Below are 17,654 nucleotides of genomic sequence, written 5' to 3' on the forward strand. Positions count from 1 at the left end.
ATACAACTATTGAGGATGAAAAAAATGACTGAAAATCGTTATGAATTAAATAAGAATTTAGCACAGATGCTTAAAGGTGGCGTCATCATGGATGTCCAAAACCCTGAACAGGCAAGAATTGCTGAGGCTGCAGGTGCGGCAGCAGTTATGGCTTTGGAACGAATCCCAGCTGATATTCGTGCGGCGGGTGGTGTCTCTCGCATGAGTGATCCAAAGATGATTAAGGAAATCCAAGAAGCAGTCAGCATTCCAGTTATGGCTAAGGTTCGAATTGGGCATTTTGTTGAAGCACAGATTTTAGAGGCTATCGAGATTGACTATATCGATGAGAGCGAAGTTCTATCTCCAGCTGATGACCGTTTCCATGTGGACAAGAAAGAATTTCAAGTTCCTTTTGTTTGTGGTGCTAAAGATCTAGGAGAAGCCTTGCGTCGTATCGCTGAAGGAGCTTCTATGATCCGTACAAAAGGGGAACCAGGAACAGGAGATATCGTTCAGGCGGTTCGTCATATGCGTATGATGAATCAAGAAATTCGCCGCATTCAAAACCTCCGTGAGGACGAGTTATATGTTGCTGCAAAAGAACTCCAAGTACCTGTAGAATTAGTTCAATATGTCCACGAACATGGAAAATTACCTGTTGTTAACTTTGCGGCTGGAGGGGTTGCAACACCAGCGGATGCTGCTCTTATGATGCAGCTAGGTGCAGAAGGTGTCTTTGTTGGCTCAGGGATTTTCAAGTCAGGTGATCCTGTTAAACGTGCAGCAGCCATTGTCAAGGCTGTTACCAATTATCAGAATCCTCAAATTCTGGCTCAAATCTCGGAAGACTTAGGAGAAGCCATGGTTGGTATCAATGAGAATGAAATCCAAATTCTCATGGCAGAGCGAGGAAAATAGATGAAAATCGGAATCTTGGCCTTGCAAGGTGCCTTTGTAGAACACGAGAAAATGCTTGCTCAACTAGGAGTTGAAAGTATTGAACTGCGAAACCTAGAAGATTTTCAGCAACATAGAAGTGAGCTATCAGGATTGATTTTGCCAGGCGGTGAGTCAACGGCCATGGGGAAACTGTTGCGAGATCAGCAGATGCTAATTCCTCTAAGAGAGGCTATTCTCAATGGTTTACCAGTCTTTGGAACTTGTGCGGGTTTAATTTTGCTAACAAAACAAATCACTTCTAAAGAGGAAAGCCATCTAGCAACCATGGACATAGTAGTAGAGCGCAATGCCTATGGACGTCAGCTAGGAAGCTTTTATACAGAAGCTGACTGCAAGGGCGTTGGAAAAATTCCAATGACTTTTATCCGTGGCCCGATTATCAGTAGTGTTGGTGAGGATGTTGATGTTTTAGCAATTGTGAACGATCAAATCGTTGCGGCACAAGAAAAAAATATGCTGGTAACCGCCTTTCATCCTGAATTGACAAATGATCTTCGCCTGCATCAGTACTTTATAAATATGTGTAAATAAAAAAAGAAGTTGGGATTTTTCCAACTTCTTTTTTACATGTAATAAACAATAGCAATGTATTGGAGAGCAGAGGCTGCTAGAATGAAGAGATGCCAAATCATATGGAAGTATGGTTTCTTTTTAGCGTAGAATCCAGCGCCAACTGTATAGCAAAGGCCACCTGATACCATAAGACTCCAAAACATTGGACTTGTCTGACTGATGATTGCTGGTAAGATAGCCAATACAAGCCATCCCATGATGAGGTATAGGATGAGACTGAATTTTTCATTGACCTTCTTGGCAAAGATTTTATAAAGAATACCGAAAATAGTTGTCCCCCATTGGATAGCAATAATGAGATAACCAAACCAATTATTCATCAGGGTTAAAACCACCGGGGTATAAGAACCTGCAATCGCAACATAAATCATAGAATGGTCAATAATTCGTAACACATATTTATGAGTTGAACCATAAGCCATAGAATGATAAATAGTTGATGATAAGAACATGAGAAAGAGGCTGATGACGAAGATGGAAACACCGATAGACGATAAGAAACCATGGGACTCATAACTGTAAGTAGATGAAATGGGAAGTAGGATGAGCATGATAAATGCTCCTACAGCATGGGTGACACTGTTGGCAATTTCTTCTCCAAAACTAAGTCGTTTACTAAGTTTGAAACTAGTATTCATTTGTTTCCTCCTTTTCGGTTTCTGTATAGACTAGTGCAAGTGTTTGATGATAGAGTTTGACCGTTTGGCAGCTTGCCTGGATAATGGGATTAGCTGGATCAATATCTTCATTCATATAGTCCACAAAAGCATTGTAAAGTTCTTCTGAATTAGTGTCTGTGTGAAGGATATTAAGGGTTTGAGCAATTTCTTGGATAGAAAAAACAGACTTGAGAGTGGTAATAGCAATCAATCGTGCGATTTGTTTGCGTTGGTATTTTTTCTTTTCAGGTTTACTGATGTAACCGTGTTTGACATAGTTGTTCACCATGGATGCTGTCAAACCTTTCTCCTTGTCAGGAGAAGCAGGAGGACAGATTTGATTGACATAGAGCAGAACCTGGTCCAGATAGAGATTGATACTTGGAATTTCTTCCCATTTTGGATAGGAAAAAGTAGTATTCATTTTCAACTCCTTTTTATCTAGTTTTAATAACTAGATTATAAAATATTAGAAATAATAAGTCAAGTTTCAAGTGCTTGTAGAAAGAAATAATTTATGCTATGATGAGAGAAATAGTATGAAAAGAGGATGAATGATGGAGATTCGCTTAGCCTTTCCAAACGAAGTTGATGCAATTATGCAAGTGATTGAGGGAGCCAAGAAATATTTGGCAGAAGCTGGTAGTACTCAGTGGCAAAACGGCTACCCAGATGCAGATACCATTATTGAAGATATCATCTCTGGTCAAGCTTATGTAGCCCTAGACGAAGGTGATCTCTTAGCCTATGCAGCAGTGACTAAGAGCCCCGAAAAAGCTTATGAAGCAATTTATGATGGCAACTGGGAGGGAAATGAAGCAGAATACTTAGTATTTCACCGTATTGCTGTTGCTAGAGACGCGCAAGGTCAAGGTGTTGCTCAGACCTTTTTAGAAGGCTTGATTGAAGGCTTCGATTACCTAGATTTTCGTTCAGATACACACGCTAAAAACATAGCCATGCAGCATATCTTTGAAAAACTTGGCTTCAAACAGGTTGGTAAAGTTCCAGTAGACGGGGAACGCTTGGCCTATCAAAAATTAAAATCAAATGCCTAAGAAGTATGTAAAGATGCTATACAAGTCACCGATTGGCCCCCTATCTCTGGTAGCAGATGACCACTATTTGTTTGGGATATGGATTGAAGAAGAGAGCGATTTTGAGAAGGGATTATCTGAAAATGATGTGACTATTGTTGAGAGTCATCCCATTTTAAATCAAATTACTTCCTATATAGAGACTTATTTTAAGGGGCAAGATCAAGACTTATCTGAGATTCCTTTAGCTCCTGTCGGTAGTGACTTTGAAAAAAGAGTTTGGAACTACTTGCGAGGAATTCCTTTTGGTCAGACAGTTACTTATGGGCAAATAGCTAAGGACTTGCAGGTGGCTTCTGCTCAAGCAGTCGGAGGAGCAGTAGGTCGCAATCCCTGGTCTATCCTTGTACCCTGTCACCGTGTGCTAGGTGCTGGAGGACGTCTGACAGGCTATGCTTGGGGACTCGAAAAGAAGGCTTGGCTTTTGAGGCATGAAGGTGCAGGTTATCAAGAAAATAAAAAATAGAAAGAGAAGAAAATGTTAGAATTTATCGAATATCCAAAATGTACAACTTGTAAAAAAGCTAAGAAAGAATTAGATCAACTCGGACTAGAATATAAAGACGTTCATATCGTTGAAGAGACTCCGAGTGAAAAGGTCATTTTAAACTGGCTCGAAACTTCGGGATTTGAATTGAAGCAATTTTTCAATACTAGTGGAATCAAATATCGTGAACTCGGATTGAAAGATAAGGTTGGAACATTGTCAAATAAAGAAGCAGCCAAACTCTTGGCCAGTGATGGTATGTTATTGAAACGTCCAATACTAGTTGAAAATGGACTTGTAAAACAAATTGGCTATCGTAAATCATACAATAACTTGGATTTGAATTAGTTTTTTTCTATCTCCTTGATAGATAAAATATATAACCTCCCACTTTTAAAGTATGATACACTAGAAGGTAGATGAAGTCTGATATGCTCGTAGCAAATATTTTTAATTAGAGCATAAGTATGATAGAATGAATCATTATCTTGAGAGGATGTTTCTATGAATGTTACAACGATTTTAGCATCTGATTGGTATCAAAATTTGATGCAATATATTCCAGATGGCAAACTTTTTAGTTGGCGTTCTGTCTTTGATGGGATTCCAAGAATTGTACAGCAATTACCTACAACATTGATGTTAACGGTATTTGGTGCCTTTTTTGGTATCATGCTAGCCCTAATCTTTGCTATCGTGAAAATCAACCGAGTTAGATTTATTTACCCATTACAAGCCTTTTTTGTAAGTTTCTTAAAAGGAACTCCAATTTTAGTTCAACTGATGTTGACCTATTACGGGATTCCATTAGCTTTGAAAGCCTTGAATCAACAATGGGGAACTTCTCTGAACATTAATGCTATTCCAGCAGCAACATTTGCGATTGTGGCTTTTGCTTTTAACGAGGCGGCCTATGCCAGCGAAACTCTTCGTGCGGCAATTCTTTCTGTAAATCCAGGTGAGATTGAAGCTGCTCGTAGTCTTGGTATGACACGTGCGCAAGTTTATCGTCGTGTGATTATTCCCAATGCAGCAGTAGTTGCAACACCAACCTTGATTAACTCTTTGATTGGCTTGACCAAGGGGACTTCCCTAGCCTTCAGTGCAGGTGTTGTAGAAGTCTTTGCTCAAGCTCAGATTTTGGGTGGTGCAGACTATCGTTACTTTGAACGTTTTATCTCAGTTGCCCTTGTCTACTGGGTGGTAAATATCGTTATTGAAAATCTTGGCCGTTTCATTGAAAGAAAAATGGCTATTACAGCACCAGATAATGTTGAGACAGATGTGAAAGGAGAGCTTCGCTAATGATTAAAATTTCAAATTTAAGCAAATCCTTTTCAGGTCAAACCGTTCTGGATCATCTGAACTTAGATATTCAAAAAGGAGAAGTTGTTGCCTTAATTGGTTCTTCAGGAGCTGGGAAATCAACTTTTCTTCGTAGCCTAAACTATCTAGAAACTCCTGATAGTGGAAGTATTCAGATTGATGATTTCAAAGTTGATTTTTCTCAAATTACGCAAGAAGAAATTCTAACTCTTCGTCGCAAACTATCGATGGTTTTCCAACAGTTTAATTTATTTGAGCGTAGAACAGCGCTAGACAATGTTAAAGAAGGCTTGGTGGTCGTTAAAAAACTATCGGACGAAGAAGCGACTGAAATTGCTAAGGAAGAGCTAGCTAAGGTTGGACTTTCTGATCGTGAGCAGCATTATCCGCGTCACTTGTCAGGGGGGCAAAAACAACGGGTAGCTATAGCGCGTGCCCTAGCCATGAAACCAGACGTCTTACTTTTGGATGAACCGACTTCAGCACTGGATCCAGAATTGGTTGGTGAGGTAGAAAGATCGATTGCCAATGCTGCAAAATCAGGTCAAACCATGGTTTTGGTTAGTCATGATATGTCATTTGTTGCTCAAGTGGCTGATAAGGTTTTATTCTTGGATAAAGGAAAGATTATTGAATCTGGAACACCTGATGAGATTATCAACCATCCTAAAGAAGAACGAACAAAAGAGTTCTTTGCTAGTTACAAACGGACCTATATCTGATATAATAGAAGATAAGAAAAACTCAGTTGGCTAAGCTAACTGGGTTTGCTCTTTAAAAATAATAGAAATGAGAGAGAGCATGCTAGTTCAGCTATTTGCTTTGTATTTAGAGAGTTTGGTTTTGACGATTTTACTAGTCTTGGTTGTCTTAGGGATTTGGATTGGTTTTAGAGCCCTGTCAGGTGTCGATAAAACTGCTAAGGAGCGTCAGGCTCACCTCTATGATATGATTATGATTGGAGTTCTAACAATTCCAGTATTGTCTTTTGCAACCATGAGCATCTTGTTGGTTCTCAAGGCTTAATAGTTGTCAAATAGGATTTTATCCGTTAGAATAAGAATAGTTACAACAAGAAAGAAGGAAATAGAATGTACGATACGATTATTATCGGTGCAGGTCCTGCTGGGATGACTGCAGCCTTGTATGCAGCTCGCAGCAATCTCAAAGTAGCTTTGATTGAAGGTGGTCTTCCTGGCGGTCAGATGAACAACACTTCTGACATTGAAAACTATCCAGGTTATGCTAACATTAGTGGACCTGAGTTAGCAGAAAAGATGTTTGAACCTCTTGAAAATCTAGGTGTTGAACATCTCTATGGCTTTGTAAAAAATATTGAGAACCATGGTGATGTTAAGAAAGTAATCACAGACGATGAAGAATTTGAAACTCGCACAGTTATTGTGGCGACTGGTTCTAAGCACCGACTCTTAGGAGTTCCAGGTGAAGAAAAACTCAACAGTCGAGGTGTTTCTTACTGTGCGGTTTGTGATGGAGCCTTTTTCCGTGACCAAGATTTGTTGGTTGTAGGTGGAGGTGACTCAGCGGTTGAGGAAGCAATCTTCTTAACACAGTTTGCCAAAACTGTAACCATCGTTCACCGTCGTGATGAGCTTCGTGCTCAAAAAGTCTTGCAAGATCGCGCCTTTGCCAATGAAAAAATCAACTTCATTTGGGATTCTGTTGTCAAAGAAATCAAGGGTGAAAACCGTGTGGAGTCAGTTGTCATTGAAAATGTTAAAACAAATCAAGTGATTGAACATGCCTTTGGAGGTGTCTTCATCTATGTTGGTTTAGATCCAGTTAGCGATTTTACAAAAGATTTACAAATCCAAGATGAGTCAGGTTGGATTGTGACAGATGACCACATGAAGACAAGTGTTGCAGGTGTCTTTGCAGTTGGAGATGTTCGTCAGAAAGACCTTCGCCAAGTTACAACAGCAGTTGGTGATGGAGCTATTGCAGGTCAAGAAGCCTATAAATTTATTACTGAACATAGTTAAAAAAGTTTCCAATCAACTGATTGGAAACTTTTTATTAGAATCGATTTCGGAAGACTTCGTACATAAGAATAGCAGCAGCAACGCTTGCATTGAGACTCTGTACATGTCCATTCATTGGTATAGTGATCATCTCGTCCACTTGTTTTTTGATGTTGCTAGAGATACCCTTCCCTTCATTTCCGATAATGAGGGCGACCTTTCCACTGGTGTTCCATTTATGGCAAGGAGTTCCATTCATATCAGTTCCAAAGGTCCAAAATCCTTCTTCTTTTAGCTTGTCCAAGGTTTGGCTGAGATTGGTAACGCGAGCGATAGGCACATGCTCGATGGCACCCGTTGCTGTTTTTGCAACTACGGGTGTCACACCAACAGCTCGATGCTTGGGAATAATGACGCCTGAAACATTGGTTGCATCGGATGTTCTTAGGATAGAACCTAAGTTATGAGGGTCAGTTAGTCCATCGAGAATCAATAGGAGTGGGTTTTCTTCTTGACGAGTCTGAGCAAGAATCTGCTCAAGTTCAGTATAGGCAAATTCAGAAACACGTAGGACAAAACCTTGGTGGACAGCTCCTTCAGTCATTTCGGAAAGAGATTTTTTTGAAGTCCAAGAAATGGATACTTTCTTTTCAGTTGCCAGTTCCTTGACTTTTTCTACATTCTTACCTCGTAAATCATCCTGGAGATAGAGTTTGTTTCCAGTATTTGTTAACAGTGCTTCCGTAACGGCGTGAACGCCATAGACAATATCATTTGTTTTCATGGCTCTATTATAACATAAAACCCCGTTGTCGAACGGGATTTTCTTTATTCCAGAATGAGTAAACCTTCTTTGACTGCGAAAGGATCCTTTTCATTGATACGATCATAAAACATAACACCATTTAAGTGATCGATTTCATGTTGTACAACGATGGAGTTGTAGCCTTTTAGCTTGATGCGATGCTTTTCGCCATCTTTGTCAAAGTAGTCGACAGTTACTCGGGCATGGCGGATAACATAACCTGGGACAGCACGATCGACTGATAGACATCCTTCTCCCTCACCTAGAGCAGCGTCTTGGACTGAGTGTGAGACAATCTTAGGATTGTACATAACAGCTTGTAAGTCATAGGCTTCTTGAGGTGTTTCACCTTTCTCGGTGATAGTAGGAACTAAAACAGCAATGATGCGTTTTGAGATATCTAATTGTGGTGCAGCAAGTCCGACTCCTCCACGTAGACCTAACTTTTCAGCCATAACTGGGTCTTGTGAATGTTTTAAAAATTGCATCATTTTCTCACCAAGGATGATATCTTGATCGCTCAATGGGAAAGTGACTTCCTCAGCAACTGCACGTAGGGTTGGATTGCCCTCGCGGATAATATCTTTCATATCGATTAAATGTGAAGCTTTTGTAATACGTTCTATAGCAGACATCTTCTCTCCTTCCTTCCATTACAATTCCATGATAACACAAAATAGTTGAGAAAGAAAGTCACAGAAGTTGCTAATAAAGGGAAATAGCTATTTGTCTGTGGTATAATAAGGTAAGGAGACTTGCATCAAAAAAGCAAGGAGAAAAGATATGGAAAAACGCAGTAGTAGAAATCAAAAAGATCCTGTCTTAGGACTTGTCAGAAAATTTATTCGTTTTTTTAGAAACTATCGCCAATGGAGTAATAAAACCTTTGTTGTTGTGTTGTTGATTGTTGTTGCGATTTCGATGGCTTTGACTTTATTAGCTCAAGGAATAAAGGGACTTCCATTGTGGAATAGCAATGCACCTGCAGTGAGTCAGAATTCAGACTCTAAAGGTAAGACTTCCGTAACGGAAGAAGAAACAAGTGTGCGCATCATGGCAAATGGTGACCTCCTCTATCATATTCCGATTTATCGAACTGCCCTAAAAGAAGATGGGACTTATGATTTTCATGAAAATTTTGAGTATGTAAAACCTTGGCTCAAACAAGCAGACCTAGTCATCGGTGACTTTGAAGGAACTGTAAACAAGGATCACTACTTAGGAGGTTATCCTTTGTTTAATGCACCTGGAGAAGTCATGGATGCTATAAAGGATGCTGGTTACCAAGTGTTAGACTTGGCTCATAATCATATCTTGGATTCTCAGATTGAGGGAGTTTTTTCAACTGCTGATGCTATCGAAAAAGCTGGAATGACTCCAATCGGAGTTTACACCCACGAACCAAGAGATAAGGCGCCTATCGTCATCAAGGAAGTCAAGGGCATAAAAGTTGCTCTTCTAGCTTATTCTTATGGCTTTAACGGTATTGAAGAATACATTTCTAAAGAAGACTATGACAATCATCTTTCTGACCTCAACGAAGAAAAAATGAAGGCCGAAATTGAAAGAGCTGAAAAAGAAGCAGATATAACGGTTGTTATGCCTCAGATGGGAATTGAGTATCAATTGGAACCAACTGAAGAGCAAAAGGAACTCTACCATAAAATGATTGACTGGGGAGCTGATATTATCTTCGGTGGACATCCTCACGTTGTTGAACCAGCTGAGACAGTTGAAAAAGACGGGGATAAGAAACTTATTATCTACTCTATGGGGAATTTCCTATCGAATCAGCGTATTGAAACCATGCAAGATGAGGAAAATGCAAAATGGACGGAACGTGGAGTTCTCATGGATGTGACCATTAAGAAGAAATCTGGTAAAACGACTATCGAAACTGCCCAAGCCCATCCAAGCTGGGTGAGTAGGACTCCAAAGGGAGGCTATTCTCCAGAAGGATACCCACTCTATCTTTACCAAACTTATATCCTGGAAGACTTTATTGAGGGTGGGAAATACCGTAGTCAGTTAGACGAGGCTACCAAGGAACGGATTGATACAGCCTATAAAGAAATGAATGAACATGTAGGTTTGAAGTGGTAGTGATTCGAATCTCAAGGAGACACAATGGAAATTAAGATAGTAGCAACGGATATGGATGGTACTTTGTTAGATCCAAGAGGTCAATTAGACCTTCCTCGTTTAGAGAAAATTTTGGATAAGCTGGACCAACGTGGCGTTCGGTTTGTCATCGCGACTGGAAATGAAGTTCATCGTATGAGACAATTACTGGGACATCTAGCAGAAAGAGTCGTTCTGGTAGTTGCTAATGGTGCTCGGATATTCGAAAATAATGAATTACTTCAAGCACAAACTTGGGATGATGCCATGGTTGATAGGGCTTTGAGCCATTTTAAAGGTAGAGAATGTCAGGATCAGTTTGTCGTAACTGCTATGAATGGTGGTTTTGTAAAGAAAGGTACTGTTTTTACAGAACTTGATAAATTTATGACTCCAGAGATGATTGAAAAGCTCTATCAACGAATGAACTTTGTTGATGAATTTGACCCTAATCTCTTCGGTGGTGTTCTCAAGATGAGTATGGTTGTTGGTGAAGAACGATCCGATTCGGTTTTACAGGAAATTAATGACCTATTTGATGGGCATGTACGAGCTGTTTCCAGCGGTTATGGCTGTATTGATATCTTACAAGATGGGATTCATAAAGCGTGGGGGCTAGTAGAATTGCTCAAACGTTGGAACTTAAAACCTGAACAAATCATGGCCTTTGGTGATAGTGAAAATGACATTGAAATGTTAGAGTTGGCAGGAATTTCATACGCTATGGAAAATGCAGAAGAGGCTGTAAAAGAAATTGCGACAAAAGTAGCTCCAGCCAATAGTCAGGCAGGTGTTTACAAAGTTTTAGAGAACTGGTTAGAAAGAGGAGAATAACTTGGCAGTACAGCTATTAGAAAACTGGCTCTTAAAAGAGCAAGAGAAAATTCAAACCAAGTATCGTGAACTCAATCAGATTTCGGTAATTGAACCAGATATCATCTTTATTGGAGATTCTATTGTTGAGTATTATCCCTTGCAAGAATTACTAGGGACAACAAAGACCATTGTAAATAGAGGTATTCGTGGTTATCAAACTGGCCTTTTACTTGATAACCTTGATTCCCACCTCTATGGTGATGCAGTGGATCAAATTGTGCTTTTGATTGGGACCAATGATATTGGAAAAGATATTCCAATGAGTCAAGCATTAACAAATCTTGAAAGTGTGATTCAAAGTATTTCTCGTGACTATCCGCTGTCACAGATTAAGCTAGTTTCTATTCTGCCAGTTCATCAAGGGGAAGAATACAAACAGACAGTTTATATTCGTACAAATGAGAAAATCAAGGCTTGGAACCAAGCCTATCAAGAGCTAGCTTCTGCATACATGCAGGTAGAATATGTGTCTGCTTTTGAAGAGCTACTCGATCAGGAAGAGCAACTCAAATCTGACTATACAACAGATGGGCTTCACCTTAGCATTTCTGGCTATCAGGCTCTATCAGAAACCTTGAAAACTAGACTTTTCTAGACATCTACTTGCATTTTTGCTTTTTTAACCTAGATAAGGTATAATATCTTTATAGTCTTTGGGGTCGTTACGGATTCGACAGGCATTATGAGGCATATTTTGCGACTCGTGTGGCGACGTAAACGCTCAGTTAAATATAACTGCAAAAAATAACACTTCTTACGCTCTAGCTGCCTAAAAACCAGCAGGCGTGACCTGATTCGGATTGCTCGTGTCTGATGACAGGTCTTATTATTAGCGAGATACGATCAAACTTTGTCTAGCAGTTTGATAAGAGATTGATAGACTCGCAGTTCCTAGGCTTGAGTTATGTGTCGAGATGCTGTTAAAACAATACATAACCTATGGTTGTAGACAAATATGTTAGCAGGTGTTTGGACGTGGGTTCGACTCCCACCGGCTCCATTGATAATTTACATTGTTTTGTAAATCTTTCTAAAACGTTGTTTTTACAACGTTTTTTATTTTATTCTTTGGTATTCTTTTGCAAAAAAAGAATACAACATTTTGTTGTATCCTAAATATTAAATCAAGTCCTGAATTTTCTTAAGTTTTTATCATATTTTCTGTTATAATTAAGGTGCCTTAAGAAAAATAATGAAAAAACTAAATGTTTTTCATATAGTTTTCATTTTTTGTGTTATAATTAAGGTGCCTTAATAAAAATATTAAGGTGCCTTAAGAAAAATAATGAAAAAACTAAATGTTTTTCATATAGTTTTCATTGTTTTAATAGTTTAAAGTCAATCTTATTTTTCTCTAATAGAAAATAATGAAAAAGTAGGTTTAGAAAGAGGTAAGTATCTATGTCTTCTCATAAAAAAGTGTCACTCTCTGAGATTAATCAATCTATCGATACTCCAAATAACAATCATTTCTGGCAAAATTTAAAGGCCTTTTTAGGTCCGGGTGCTCTTGTCGCAGTTGGTTATATGGATCCAGGAAACTGGATTACCAGTGTAGTCGGTGGTGCTTCCTATAAGTATAGTCTCTTGTTTGTTATCTTGATTTCATCTCTCATTGCCATGCAACTTCAGCAGATGGCAGGAAAGCTTGGTATTGTAACCCAGATGGACCTGGCTCAAGCAACGGCTCATCATTCACCTAAATGGCTTCGTTATAGTCTATGGGTGATTTTAGAATTAGCCTTGATGGCGACAGATCTGGCAGAAGTTCTAGGTTCAGCGATTGCTCTCAATCTTCTCTTTAAGATTCCGATTATGATAGCCATCCTTTTGACGGTTCTAGATGTCTTTCTCTTATTGCTTTTGATGAAATTTGGCTTTAAGAAGATTGAAGCTATTGTGACAACACTGATTTTAACGATTTTAGCAATCTTTACTTATCTGGTAGCTTTGTCACATCCAAGCTTCCAAGGAATCGTTGAGGGTTATCTACCGAATGCAACCTTATTTGAAAGTCCTTTGCCAGGGCATGAAAGTCAATTAACCTTGGCGTTAGGTATCGTGGGTGCGACAGTGATGCCCCATAACCTCTATTTGCATTCTTCCTTGTCTCAAACTCGGAAAATCAATCACAAGGACAAGAATGATGTTCGAAAAGCCGTGCGCTTTATGACCTGGGATTCAAATCTTCAACTGTCCTTGGCCTTTATCGTTAACTCCCTTCTATTAATTCTCGGGGCGGCTCTCTTTTTCGGCCATGCATCCGAGATTTCTGCCTTCTCTCAAATGTATAATGCCTTGCAGGATTCTACTATTGCAGGAGCTATAGCTAGCTCAACCTTATCAACCTTGTTTGCCTTGGCTTTATTAGCCAGTGGTCAGAATTCGACAATTACGGGTACCTTGACTGGACAAATCGTTATGGAAGGTTTCTTGCATATGAGATTGCCTCAATGGTTCATTCGTTTGGCAACTCGTCTCTTTGCCTTGTTGCCTGTCATGATTGTAGCGGTTGTGTTTGGTCATCAGGAAAAAACCTTGGATCAGTTATTGGTTTATTCGCAGGTCTTTCTTTCAATCGCTCTTCCATTTTCAATCTTCCCTTTGATTTATCTAACTTCTAAGAAATCACTGATGGGCGAATTTACCAATGCTAAATGGAATACCATCCTTGGTTATATTGTTTCCATTATCTTAACAATTCTCAATGTGAAATTGTTATTTGATATTTTCTAAGAAATTCACCCGAGTTATAAAACAAGTATATAAGAAAAAAGATACCCAAGATTTCTTGGGTATCTTTTTTGAAACTAAACGGAAGACATGGGATTCGAACCCACGCACGCTTTAACACGCCTACCGCGTTTCCAACACGGCCTCTTAAGCCTCTTGAGTAATCTTCCATTGTTTACTAACCTAGTCTACCATAAAGCCTTCTTTCTTGCAAATTTATTTAAAGTTGAGGATCCAGTGATAGAAAATGAAAGAAATTGACAAAAAATGCTTGACTTTGATATTTTTTATGATAGAATGAATAATGTAATCGTTAACAGGAGGTGGGTTCGTGCTAAAAAGCGAGAGAAAAAAGTTGATTTTAGAAGAATTGAGTAAGCATAAAATCGTCTCTCTAGAGAAATTGGTAGGCTTGTTAGATACTTCAGAATCAACAGTCAGACGTGATTTAGATGAATTGGAGTCCGAAAATAAACTTCGTCGAGTGCATGGAGGAGCAGAGTTGCCTCACTCCTTGCAAGAAGAAGAAACCATTCAAGAAAAATCTGTCAAAAACCTTCAAGAGAAGAAGTTGATTGCGCAAAAAGCGGCTTCCCTCATCAAAGAAAAAGATGTTATCTTTGTGGATGCAGGAAGTACGACAGCCTTTCTCATTAAGGAATTGGAGCGAAAAGACATTACAGTGGTAACCAATTCCATTCACCATGCGGTTCAATTAGTGGATAAGCAAATCCCAACAGTCATTATCGGTGGTGGAGTTAAAATGACAACAGATGCCAGTATCGGAGGAGTAGCTCTCAATCAGATTAACCAACTGCACTTTGATCGTGCCTTTATTGGAATGAATGGTGTAGATGAAGGTTACTTTACAACTCCAGATATGGAGGAGGGCGCCGTCAAGCGTGCTATCTTAGAAAATGCTAAACAGACATATGTTCTAGCAGATTCATCCAAGATTGGTCAGTCTTGTTTTGCTAAGGTAGCTCCTATAAAACGTGCTATTGTCATTACAAGCAAGGGTCACGAGCTCTTGCCAGCTATCAAAGAGAAAACGGAGGTAATAGAAGTATGATTTATACAGTCACACTCAATCCATCTATAGACTACATTGTCCGTTTGGACAAAGTGGAAGTTGGTAGTGTCAATCGTATGGACAGTGATGATAAGTTTGCTGGTGGTAAAGGAATCAATGTTAGCCGTGTCTTGAAACGCTTGGATATTCCAAATACAGCGACAGGCTTCATCGGTGGCTTTACAGGTAAATTTATCACAGATACTTTAGCTGAAGAACAAATTGAAACGCAATTTGTTCAAGTGGCAGAAGATACGCGTATCAATGTCAAGATCAAAGCAGACCAAGAAACTGAAATCAATGGGACAGGTCCTAATGTTGAGCCCGAACAACTTGAAGAGTTAAAAGCCATTCTTTCAAGTCTGACAGCAGAAGATACTGTGGTATTTGCTGGTTCAAGTGCAAAGAACTTAGGCAATGTTATCTACAAGGATTTGATTGCCTTGACCCGTCAGACAGGCGCTCAAGTAGTCTGTGACTTTGAAGGTCAGACCTTAATCGATAGTTTGGATTATCAACCTCTTTTGGTCAAACCAAATAATCATGAACTTGGAGCAATCTTTGGAGTCAAACTTGAAAGCTTAGATGAGATTGAAAAATATGCTCGTGAGTTGCTGGCTAAAGGTGCTCAAAACGTGATTATTTCTATGGCTGGTGATGGTGCCCTTCTGGTAACATCAGATGGAGCATACTTTGCTAAACCGATTAAAGGAACCGTGAAAAACTCAGTTGGTGCTGGTGACTCGATGGTTGCTGGATTTACGGGTGAGTTTGTCAAATCAAAAGACGCAGTAGAAGCCTTCAAATGGGGAGTGGCTTGTGGAACAGCAACTACATTTTCAGATGATTTAGCAACTGCAGCATTTATTAAAGAAACTTATGAAAAAGTTGAGGTAGAAAAAAGATGAAAATTCAAGATTTATTGAGAAAAGATGTCATGTTGCTTGATTTGCAAGCAACTGAAAAAACAGCAGCTATCGAAGAAATGATTCATAGCTTGGTGGAGCATGGCTACGTGACAGATTTTGAAACCTTTAAAGAAGGAATCTTAGCGCGTGAAGCTTTGACTTCTACAGGCTTAGGCGACGGTATCGCTATGCCACACAGCAAAAATGCTGCTGTTAAGGAAGCAACAGTTCTCTTTGCTAAGTCAAACAAGGGTGTTGACTACGAAAGTTTAGACGGGCAACCAACTGACCTCTTCTTTATGATTGCTGCTCCAGAAGGTGCCAATGATACTCACTTGGCTGCCTTGGCAGAATTGTCACAATATTTGATGAAAGACGGATTTGCTGATAAACTTCGTCAAGTAACATCAGCTGATCAAGTCATTGAACTCTTTGACCAAGCTTCAGAAAAAGCTCAAGAACCAGTTCAAGCTCCTGCAAATGAATCTGGTGACTTTATCGTAGCAGTTACAGCTTGTACAACAGGAATTGCCCACACATACATGGCCCAAGAAGCTCTTCAAAAAGTGGCTGCGGAAATGGGTGTTGGTATCAAGGTTGAAACCAACGGTGCAAGTGGTGTTGGCAACAAATTGACAGCAGAAGAAATCCGCAATGCCAAAGCTGTTATCATCGCTGCAGATAAGGCAGTTGAGATGGATCGTTTCGATGGTAAACCATTGGTGAACCGTCCGGTTGCAGATGGTATTCGTAAGACAGAAGAGTTGATCAACTTGGCTCTTTCTGGTAATGCTGAAGTATATCGTGCTGCTAATGGAGCGCAAGCTTCAACAGCATCTAATGAAAAACAAAGTCTAGGTGGTGCCTTCTACAAACACTTGATGAGTGGTGTATCACAAATGTTGCCATTCGTTATCGGTGGAGGTATCATGATTGCCCTTGCCTTCTTGATTGATGGTGCTTTGGGTGTGCCACAGGATAGTCTTGGCAATCTCGGTTCCTACCATGAGCTAGCTTCCATGTTCATGAAAATTGGTGGTTCAGCCTTCGGTTTGATGCTTCCAGTATTTGCTGGATATGTTGCTTACTCAATCGCTGAAAAACCAGGTTTGGTAGCCGGTTTCGTAGCTGGTGCTATCGCTAAAGAAGGTTATGCCTTTGGTAAAATCCCTTACGCACAAGGTGGCGAAGCAACTTCAGCCCTTGCAGGGGTATCATCAGGTTTCCTTGGAGCCCTCGTAGGTGGATTTATCGCAGGTGCCTTGGTGCTCTTGGTTAAGAAATACGTGAAGGTTCCTCGCTCACTTGAAGGTGCTAAATCAATCCTTCTTTTGCCACTTTTTGGAACAATCTTGACAGGATTTGTCATGCTAGCTGTTAATATCCCAATGGCCGCAATCAACACTGGTATGAACAACTTCCTTGGTGGTCTTGAAGGTGGATCAGCTGTCCTTCTTGGAGTCGTTCTTGGAGGAATGATGGCTGTCGATATGGGTGGACCTGTCAATAAAGCAGCCTACGTCTTTGGTACTGGTACCCTTGCAGCAACAGTGGCAACAGGTGGTTCAGTAGCCATGGCAGCAGTTATGGCTGGAGGAATGGTTCCACCACTTGCAATCTTTGTGGCAACACTTCTCTTCAAGAATAAATTTACCAAAGAAGAACGTAACTCTGGTTTGACGAATATCGTTATGGGCTTGTCATTCATCACTGAAGGTGCGATTCCGTTCGGTGCAGCAGACCCTGCTCGTGCTATTCCAAGCTTTATCCTTGGTTCAGCAGTAGCAGGTGGACTTGTTGGTCTTGCAAATATCAAACTCATGGCTCCTCATGGAGGAATCTTCGTTATCGCCCTTACTTCAAATGCTCTTCTTTACCTTGTCTTTGTCTTGGTAGGAGCACTTGTCAGTGGTGTAGTTTACGGTTACCTTCGTAAACCATTATAAAAATAATCATAAATACATTCAAATGACTGAACACGAAAGTGGGCAGTCATTTTTTAACCCCTCGAAAAGTTTCTGAAATATGATATAATAGAAGCATGGCAAACAAGAATACAACTAAAACAAGACG

20 protein-coding genes, 1 tRNA gene and 1 other RNA gene are annotated in these 17,654 nt (G+C 39.8%); 17 read left to right on the forward strand and 5 right to left on the reverse strand.

The genetic code is table 11. From position 1 onward, the window contains the following. The first annotated feature begins 24 nt into the window (after positions 1–24). Both pdxS and pdxT read left to right on the forward strand, forming a co-directional pair. A complete protein-coding gene (gene pdxS / locus QM857_RS06765) occupies positions 25–900 on the forward strand; it encodes a pyridoxal 5'-phosphate synthase lyase subunit PdxS (protein WP_006153788.1) in 876 nt (291 codons plus the stop codon). After that, positions 901–1,473 carry a pyridoxal 5'-phosphate synthase glutaminase subunit PdxT gene (gene pdxT / locus QM857_RS06770; protein WP_414275473.1) on the forward strand — a complete coding sequence of 191 codons (573 nt, stop codon included), beginning with the start codon at positions 901–903 and terminating at the stop codon, positions 1,471–1,473. Positions 1,474–1,505: 32 nt separating this feature from the next. Here the strand turns inward: pdxT and trhA are convergent, their stop codons facing one another. Together trhA and QM857_RS06780 are read right to left on the reverse strand one after the other, a co-directional pair. Next, complete coding sequence (trhA, locus tag QM857_RS06775) at positions 1,506–2,153, reverse strand: PAQR family membrane homeostasis protein TrhA (protein WP_414275474.1); 648 nt, start codon at positions 2,151–2,153, stop codon at positions 1,506–1,508. Next, entirely contained in the window at positions 2,143–2,598 is a 456-nt protein-coding gene (locus QM857_RS06780; protein WP_414275475.1) for a DUF1836 domain-containing protein, read from the reverse strand. The genes trhA and QM857_RS06780 overlap by 11 nt, the downstream gene beginning before the upstream one ends. Positions 2,599–2,731: 133 nt before the next feature. On the opposite strand from QM857_RS06780, the gene QM857_RS06785 reads away from it, so the two are divergent. The 7 genes from QM857_RS06785 to trxB all read left to right on the forward strand — a co-directional run bounded on the left by QM857_RS06785 (position 2,732) and on the right by trxB (position 7,087). Further along, positions 2,732–3,232 carry a GNAT family N-acetyltransferase gene (locus QM857_RS06785; RefSeq protein WP_036757749.1) on the forward strand — a complete coding sequence of 167 codons (501 nt, stop codon included), beginning with the start codon at positions 2,732–2,734 and terminating at the stop codon, positions 3,230–3,232. Between the two features lie 13 nt (positions 3,233–3,245). Beyond that, the gene (locus QM857_RS06790; RefSeq protein WP_414275476.1) at positions 3,246–3,737 is read left to right on the forward strand and encodes a methylated-DNA--[protein]-cysteine S-methyltransferase; all 492 of its coding nucleotides are present in this window, start codon (positions 3,246–3,248) and stop codon (positions 3,735–3,737) included. Between the two features lie 12 nt (positions 3,738–3,749). Beyond that, positions 3,750–4,106 carry a Spx/MgsR family RNA polymerase-binding regulatory protein gene (locus QM857_RS06795; RefSeq protein ID WP_006148818.1) on the forward strand — a complete coding sequence of 119 codons (357 nt, stop codon included), beginning with the start codon at positions 3,750–3,752 and terminating at the stop codon, positions 4,104–4,106. A gap of 156 nt (positions 4,107–4,262) precedes the next feature. Next, complete coding sequence (locus QM857_RS06800; protein WP_004253929.1) at positions 4,263–5,063, forward strand: amino acid ABC transporter permease; 801 nt, start codon at positions 4,263–4,265, stop codon at positions 5,061–5,063. Beyond that, positions 5,063–5,806 (forward strand): amino acid ABC transporter ATP-binding protein, encoded by a 744-nt coding sequence (locus tag QM857_RS06805; RefSeq protein ID WP_004253930.1) that lies wholly within the window; start codon positions 5,063–5,065, stop codon positions 5,804–5,806. The genes QM857_RS06800 and QM857_RS06805 overlap by 1 nt, the downstream gene beginning before the upstream one ends. Before the next feature lie 79 nt (positions 5,807–5,885). After that, on the forward strand, positions 5,886–6,110 hold the full coding sequence (locus tag QM857_RS06810; protein ID WP_004253933.1) for a DUF4059 family protein: 225 nt from the start codon (positions 5,886–5,888) through the stop codon (positions 6,108–6,110). Between the two features lie 65 nt (positions 6,111–6,175). Beyond that, positions 6,176–7,087 carry a thioredoxin-disulfide reductase gene (gene trxB / locus QM857_RS06815; protein WP_414275477.1) on the forward strand — a complete coding sequence of 304 codons (912 nt, stop codon included), beginning with the start codon at positions 6,176–6,178 and terminating at the stop codon, positions 7,085–7,087. A 34-nt stretch (positions 7,088–7,121) separates the two neighbouring features. Here trxB and rlmB read toward each other — a convergent pair whose 3' ends face one another. Both rlmB and def read right to left on the reverse strand, forming a co-directional pair. Continuing rightward, entirely contained in the window at positions 7,122–7,850 is a 729-nt protein-coding gene (rlmB, locus tag QM857_RS06820) for a 23S rRNA (guanosine(2251)-2'-O)-methyltransferase RlmB (RefSeq protein ID WP_414275478.1), read from the reverse strand. A gap of 44 nt (positions 7,851–7,894) precedes the next feature. Continuing rightward, on the reverse strand, positions 7,895–8,506 hold the full coding sequence (gene def / locus QM857_RS06825) for a peptide deformylase (RefSeq protein ID WP_414275479.1): 612 nt from the start codon (positions 8,504–8,506) through the stop codon (positions 7,895–7,897). A 148-nt stretch (positions 8,507–8,654) separates the two neighbouring features. On the opposite strand from def, the gene QM857_RS06830 reads away from it, so the two are divergent. The 5 genes from QM857_RS06830 to QM857_RS06850 all read left to right on the forward strand — a co-directional run bounded on the left by QM857_RS06830 (position 8,655) and on the right by QM857_RS06850 (position 13,604). Continuing rightward, positions 8,655–9,974 carry a CapA family protein gene (locus QM857_RS06830; RefSeq protein WP_414275480.1) on the forward strand — a complete coding sequence of 440 codons (1,320 nt, stop codon included), beginning with the start codon at positions 8,655–8,657 and terminating at the stop codon, positions 9,972–9,974. 24 nt (positions 9,975–9,998) lie between these two features. Beyond that, a complete protein-coding gene (locus QM857_RS06835) occupies positions 9,999–10,826 on the forward strand; it encodes an HAD family hydrolase (RefSeq protein WP_414275481.1) in 828 nt (275 codons plus the stop codon). 1 nt (position 10,827) lies between these two features. Continuing rightward, on the forward strand, positions 10,828–11,463 hold the full coding sequence (locus tag QM857_RS06840) for an SGNH/GDSL hydrolase family protein (protein WP_414275482.1): 636 nt from the start codon (positions 10,828–10,830) through the stop codon (positions 11,461–11,463). Positions 11,464–11,523: 60 nt separating this feature from the next. Further along, positions 11,524–11,871, forward strand: a transfer-messenger RNA (tmRNA) gene (gene ssrA / locus QM857_RS06845). Positions 11,872–12,269: 398 nt separating this feature from the next. Beyond that, positions 12,270–13,604, forward strand: coding sequence for an Nramp family divalent metal transporter (locus QM857_RS06850; RefSeq protein WP_225750159.1), 1,335 nt, complete (start codon positions 12,270–12,272; stop codon positions 13,602–13,604). Positions 13,605–13,683: 79 nt separating this feature from the next. On the opposite strand, the gene QM857_RS06855 is transcribed toward QM857_RS06850, so the two are convergent. Next, positions 13,684–13,771, reverse strand: a tRNA-Ser gene (locus QM857_RS06855). A gap of 161 nt (positions 13,772–13,932) precedes the next feature. Here QM857_RS06855 and QM857_RS06860 point away from each other — a divergent pair. The 3 genes from QM857_RS06860 to QM857_RS06870 are packed head-to-tail and all read left to right on the forward strand — an operon-like array spanning position 13,933 to position 17,527. Further along, positions 13,933–14,673 (forward strand): DeoR/GlpR family DNA-binding transcription regulator, encoded by a 741-nt coding sequence (locus QM857_RS06860; protein WP_414264160.1) that lies wholly within the window; start codon positions 13,933–13,935, stop codon positions 14,671–14,673. Next, positions 14,670–15,581, forward strand: coding sequence for a 1-phosphofructokinase (gene pfkB / locus QM857_RS06865; protein ID WP_006152496.1), 912 nt, complete (start codon positions 14,670–14,672; stop codon positions 15,579–15,581). Before QM857_RS06860 ends, pfkB begins: the two co-directional genes overlap by 4 nt. Then, on the forward strand, positions 15,578–17,527 hold the full coding sequence (locus tag QM857_RS06870) for a fructose-specific PTS transporter subunit EIIC (protein ID WP_414275483.1): 1,950 nt from the start codon (positions 15,578–15,580) through the stop codon (positions 17,525–17,527). The genes pfkB and QM857_RS06870 overlap by 4 nt, the downstream gene beginning before the upstream one ends. Positions 17,528–17,654 lie beyond the last annotated feature (127 nt).

The organism is Streptococcus infantis (assembly GCF_047463315.1).
GTDB classification, from domain to species: Bacteria; Bacillota; Bacilli; order Lactobacillales; family Streptococcaceae; genus Streptococcus; species Streptococcus infantis_AB.

Excerpts from the sequence above, each read along its gene's own strand:
- QM857_RS06795 (WP_006148818.1), top strand. The coding sequence starts at position 3,750 with ATGTTAGAATTTATCGAATATCCAAAATGTACAACTTGTAAAAAAGCT.
- pfkB (WP_006152496.1), top strand. The coding sequence starts at position 14,670 with ATGATTTATACAGTCACACTCAATCCATCTATAGACTACATTGTCCGT.
- pdxS (WP_006153788.1), top strand. The coding sequence starts at position 25 with ATGACTGAAAATCGTTATGAATTAAATAAGAATTTAGCACAGATGCTT.
- QM857_RS06785 (WP_036757749.1), top strand. The coding sequence starts at position 2,732 with ATGGAGATTCGCTTAGCCTTTCCAAACGAAGTTGATGCAATTATGCAA.
- QM857_RS06810 (WP_004253933.1), top strand. The coding sequence starts at position 5,886 with ATGCTAGTTCAGCTATTTGCTTTGTATTTAGAGAGTTTGGTTTTGACG.
- trhA (WP_414275474.1), bottom strand. The coding sequence starts at position 2,153 with ATGAATACTAGTTTCAAACTTAGTAAACGACTTAGTTTTGGAGAAGAA.
- trxB (WP_414275477.1), top strand. The coding sequence starts at position 6,176 with ATGTACGATACGATTATTATCGGTGCAGGTCCTGCTGGGATGACTGCA.
- QM857_RS06870 (WP_414275483.1), top strand. The coding sequence starts at position 15,578 with ATGAAAATTCAAGATTTATTGAGAAAAGATGTCATGTTGCTTGATTTG.
- QM857_RS06850 (WP_225750159.1), top strand. The coding sequence starts at position 12,270 with ATGTCTTCTCATAAAAAAGTGTCACTCTCTGAGATTAATCAATCTATC.
- pdxT (WP_414275473.1), top strand. The coding sequence starts at position 901 with ATGAAAATCGGAATCTTGGCCTTGCAAGGTGCCTTTGTAGAACACGAG.
- QM857_RS06800 (WP_004253929.1), top strand. The coding sequence starts at position 4,263 with ATGAATGTTACAACGATTTTAGCATCTGATTGGTATCAAAATTTGATG.
- def (WP_414275479.1), bottom strand. The coding sequence starts at position 8,506 with ATGTCTGCTATAGAACGTATTACAAAAGCTTCACATTTAATCGATATG.
- QM857_RS06780 (WP_414275475.1), bottom strand. The coding sequence starts at position 2,598 with ATGAATACTACTTTTTCCTATCCAAAATGGGAAGAAATTCCAAGTATC.
- QM857_RS06830 (WP_414275480.1), top strand. The coding sequence starts at position 8,655 with ATGGAAAAACGCAGTAGTAGAAATCAAAAAGATCCTGTCTTAGGACTT.
- QM857_RS06835 (WP_414275481.1), top strand. The coding sequence starts at position 9,999 with ATGGAAATTAAGATAGTAGCAACGGATATGGATGGTACTTTGTTAGAT.
- QM857_RS06805 (WP_004253930.1), top strand. The coding sequence starts at position 5,063 with ATGATTAAAATTTCAAATTTAAGCAAATCCTTTTCAGGTCAAACCGTT.
- rlmB (WP_414275478.1), bottom strand. The coding sequence starts at position 7,850 with ATGAAAACAAATGATATTGTCTATGGCGTTCACGCCGTTACGGAAGCA.
- QM857_RS06790 (WP_414275476.1), top strand. The coding sequence starts at position 3,246 with ATGCTATACAAGTCACCGATTGGCCCCCTATCTCTGGTAGCAGATGAC.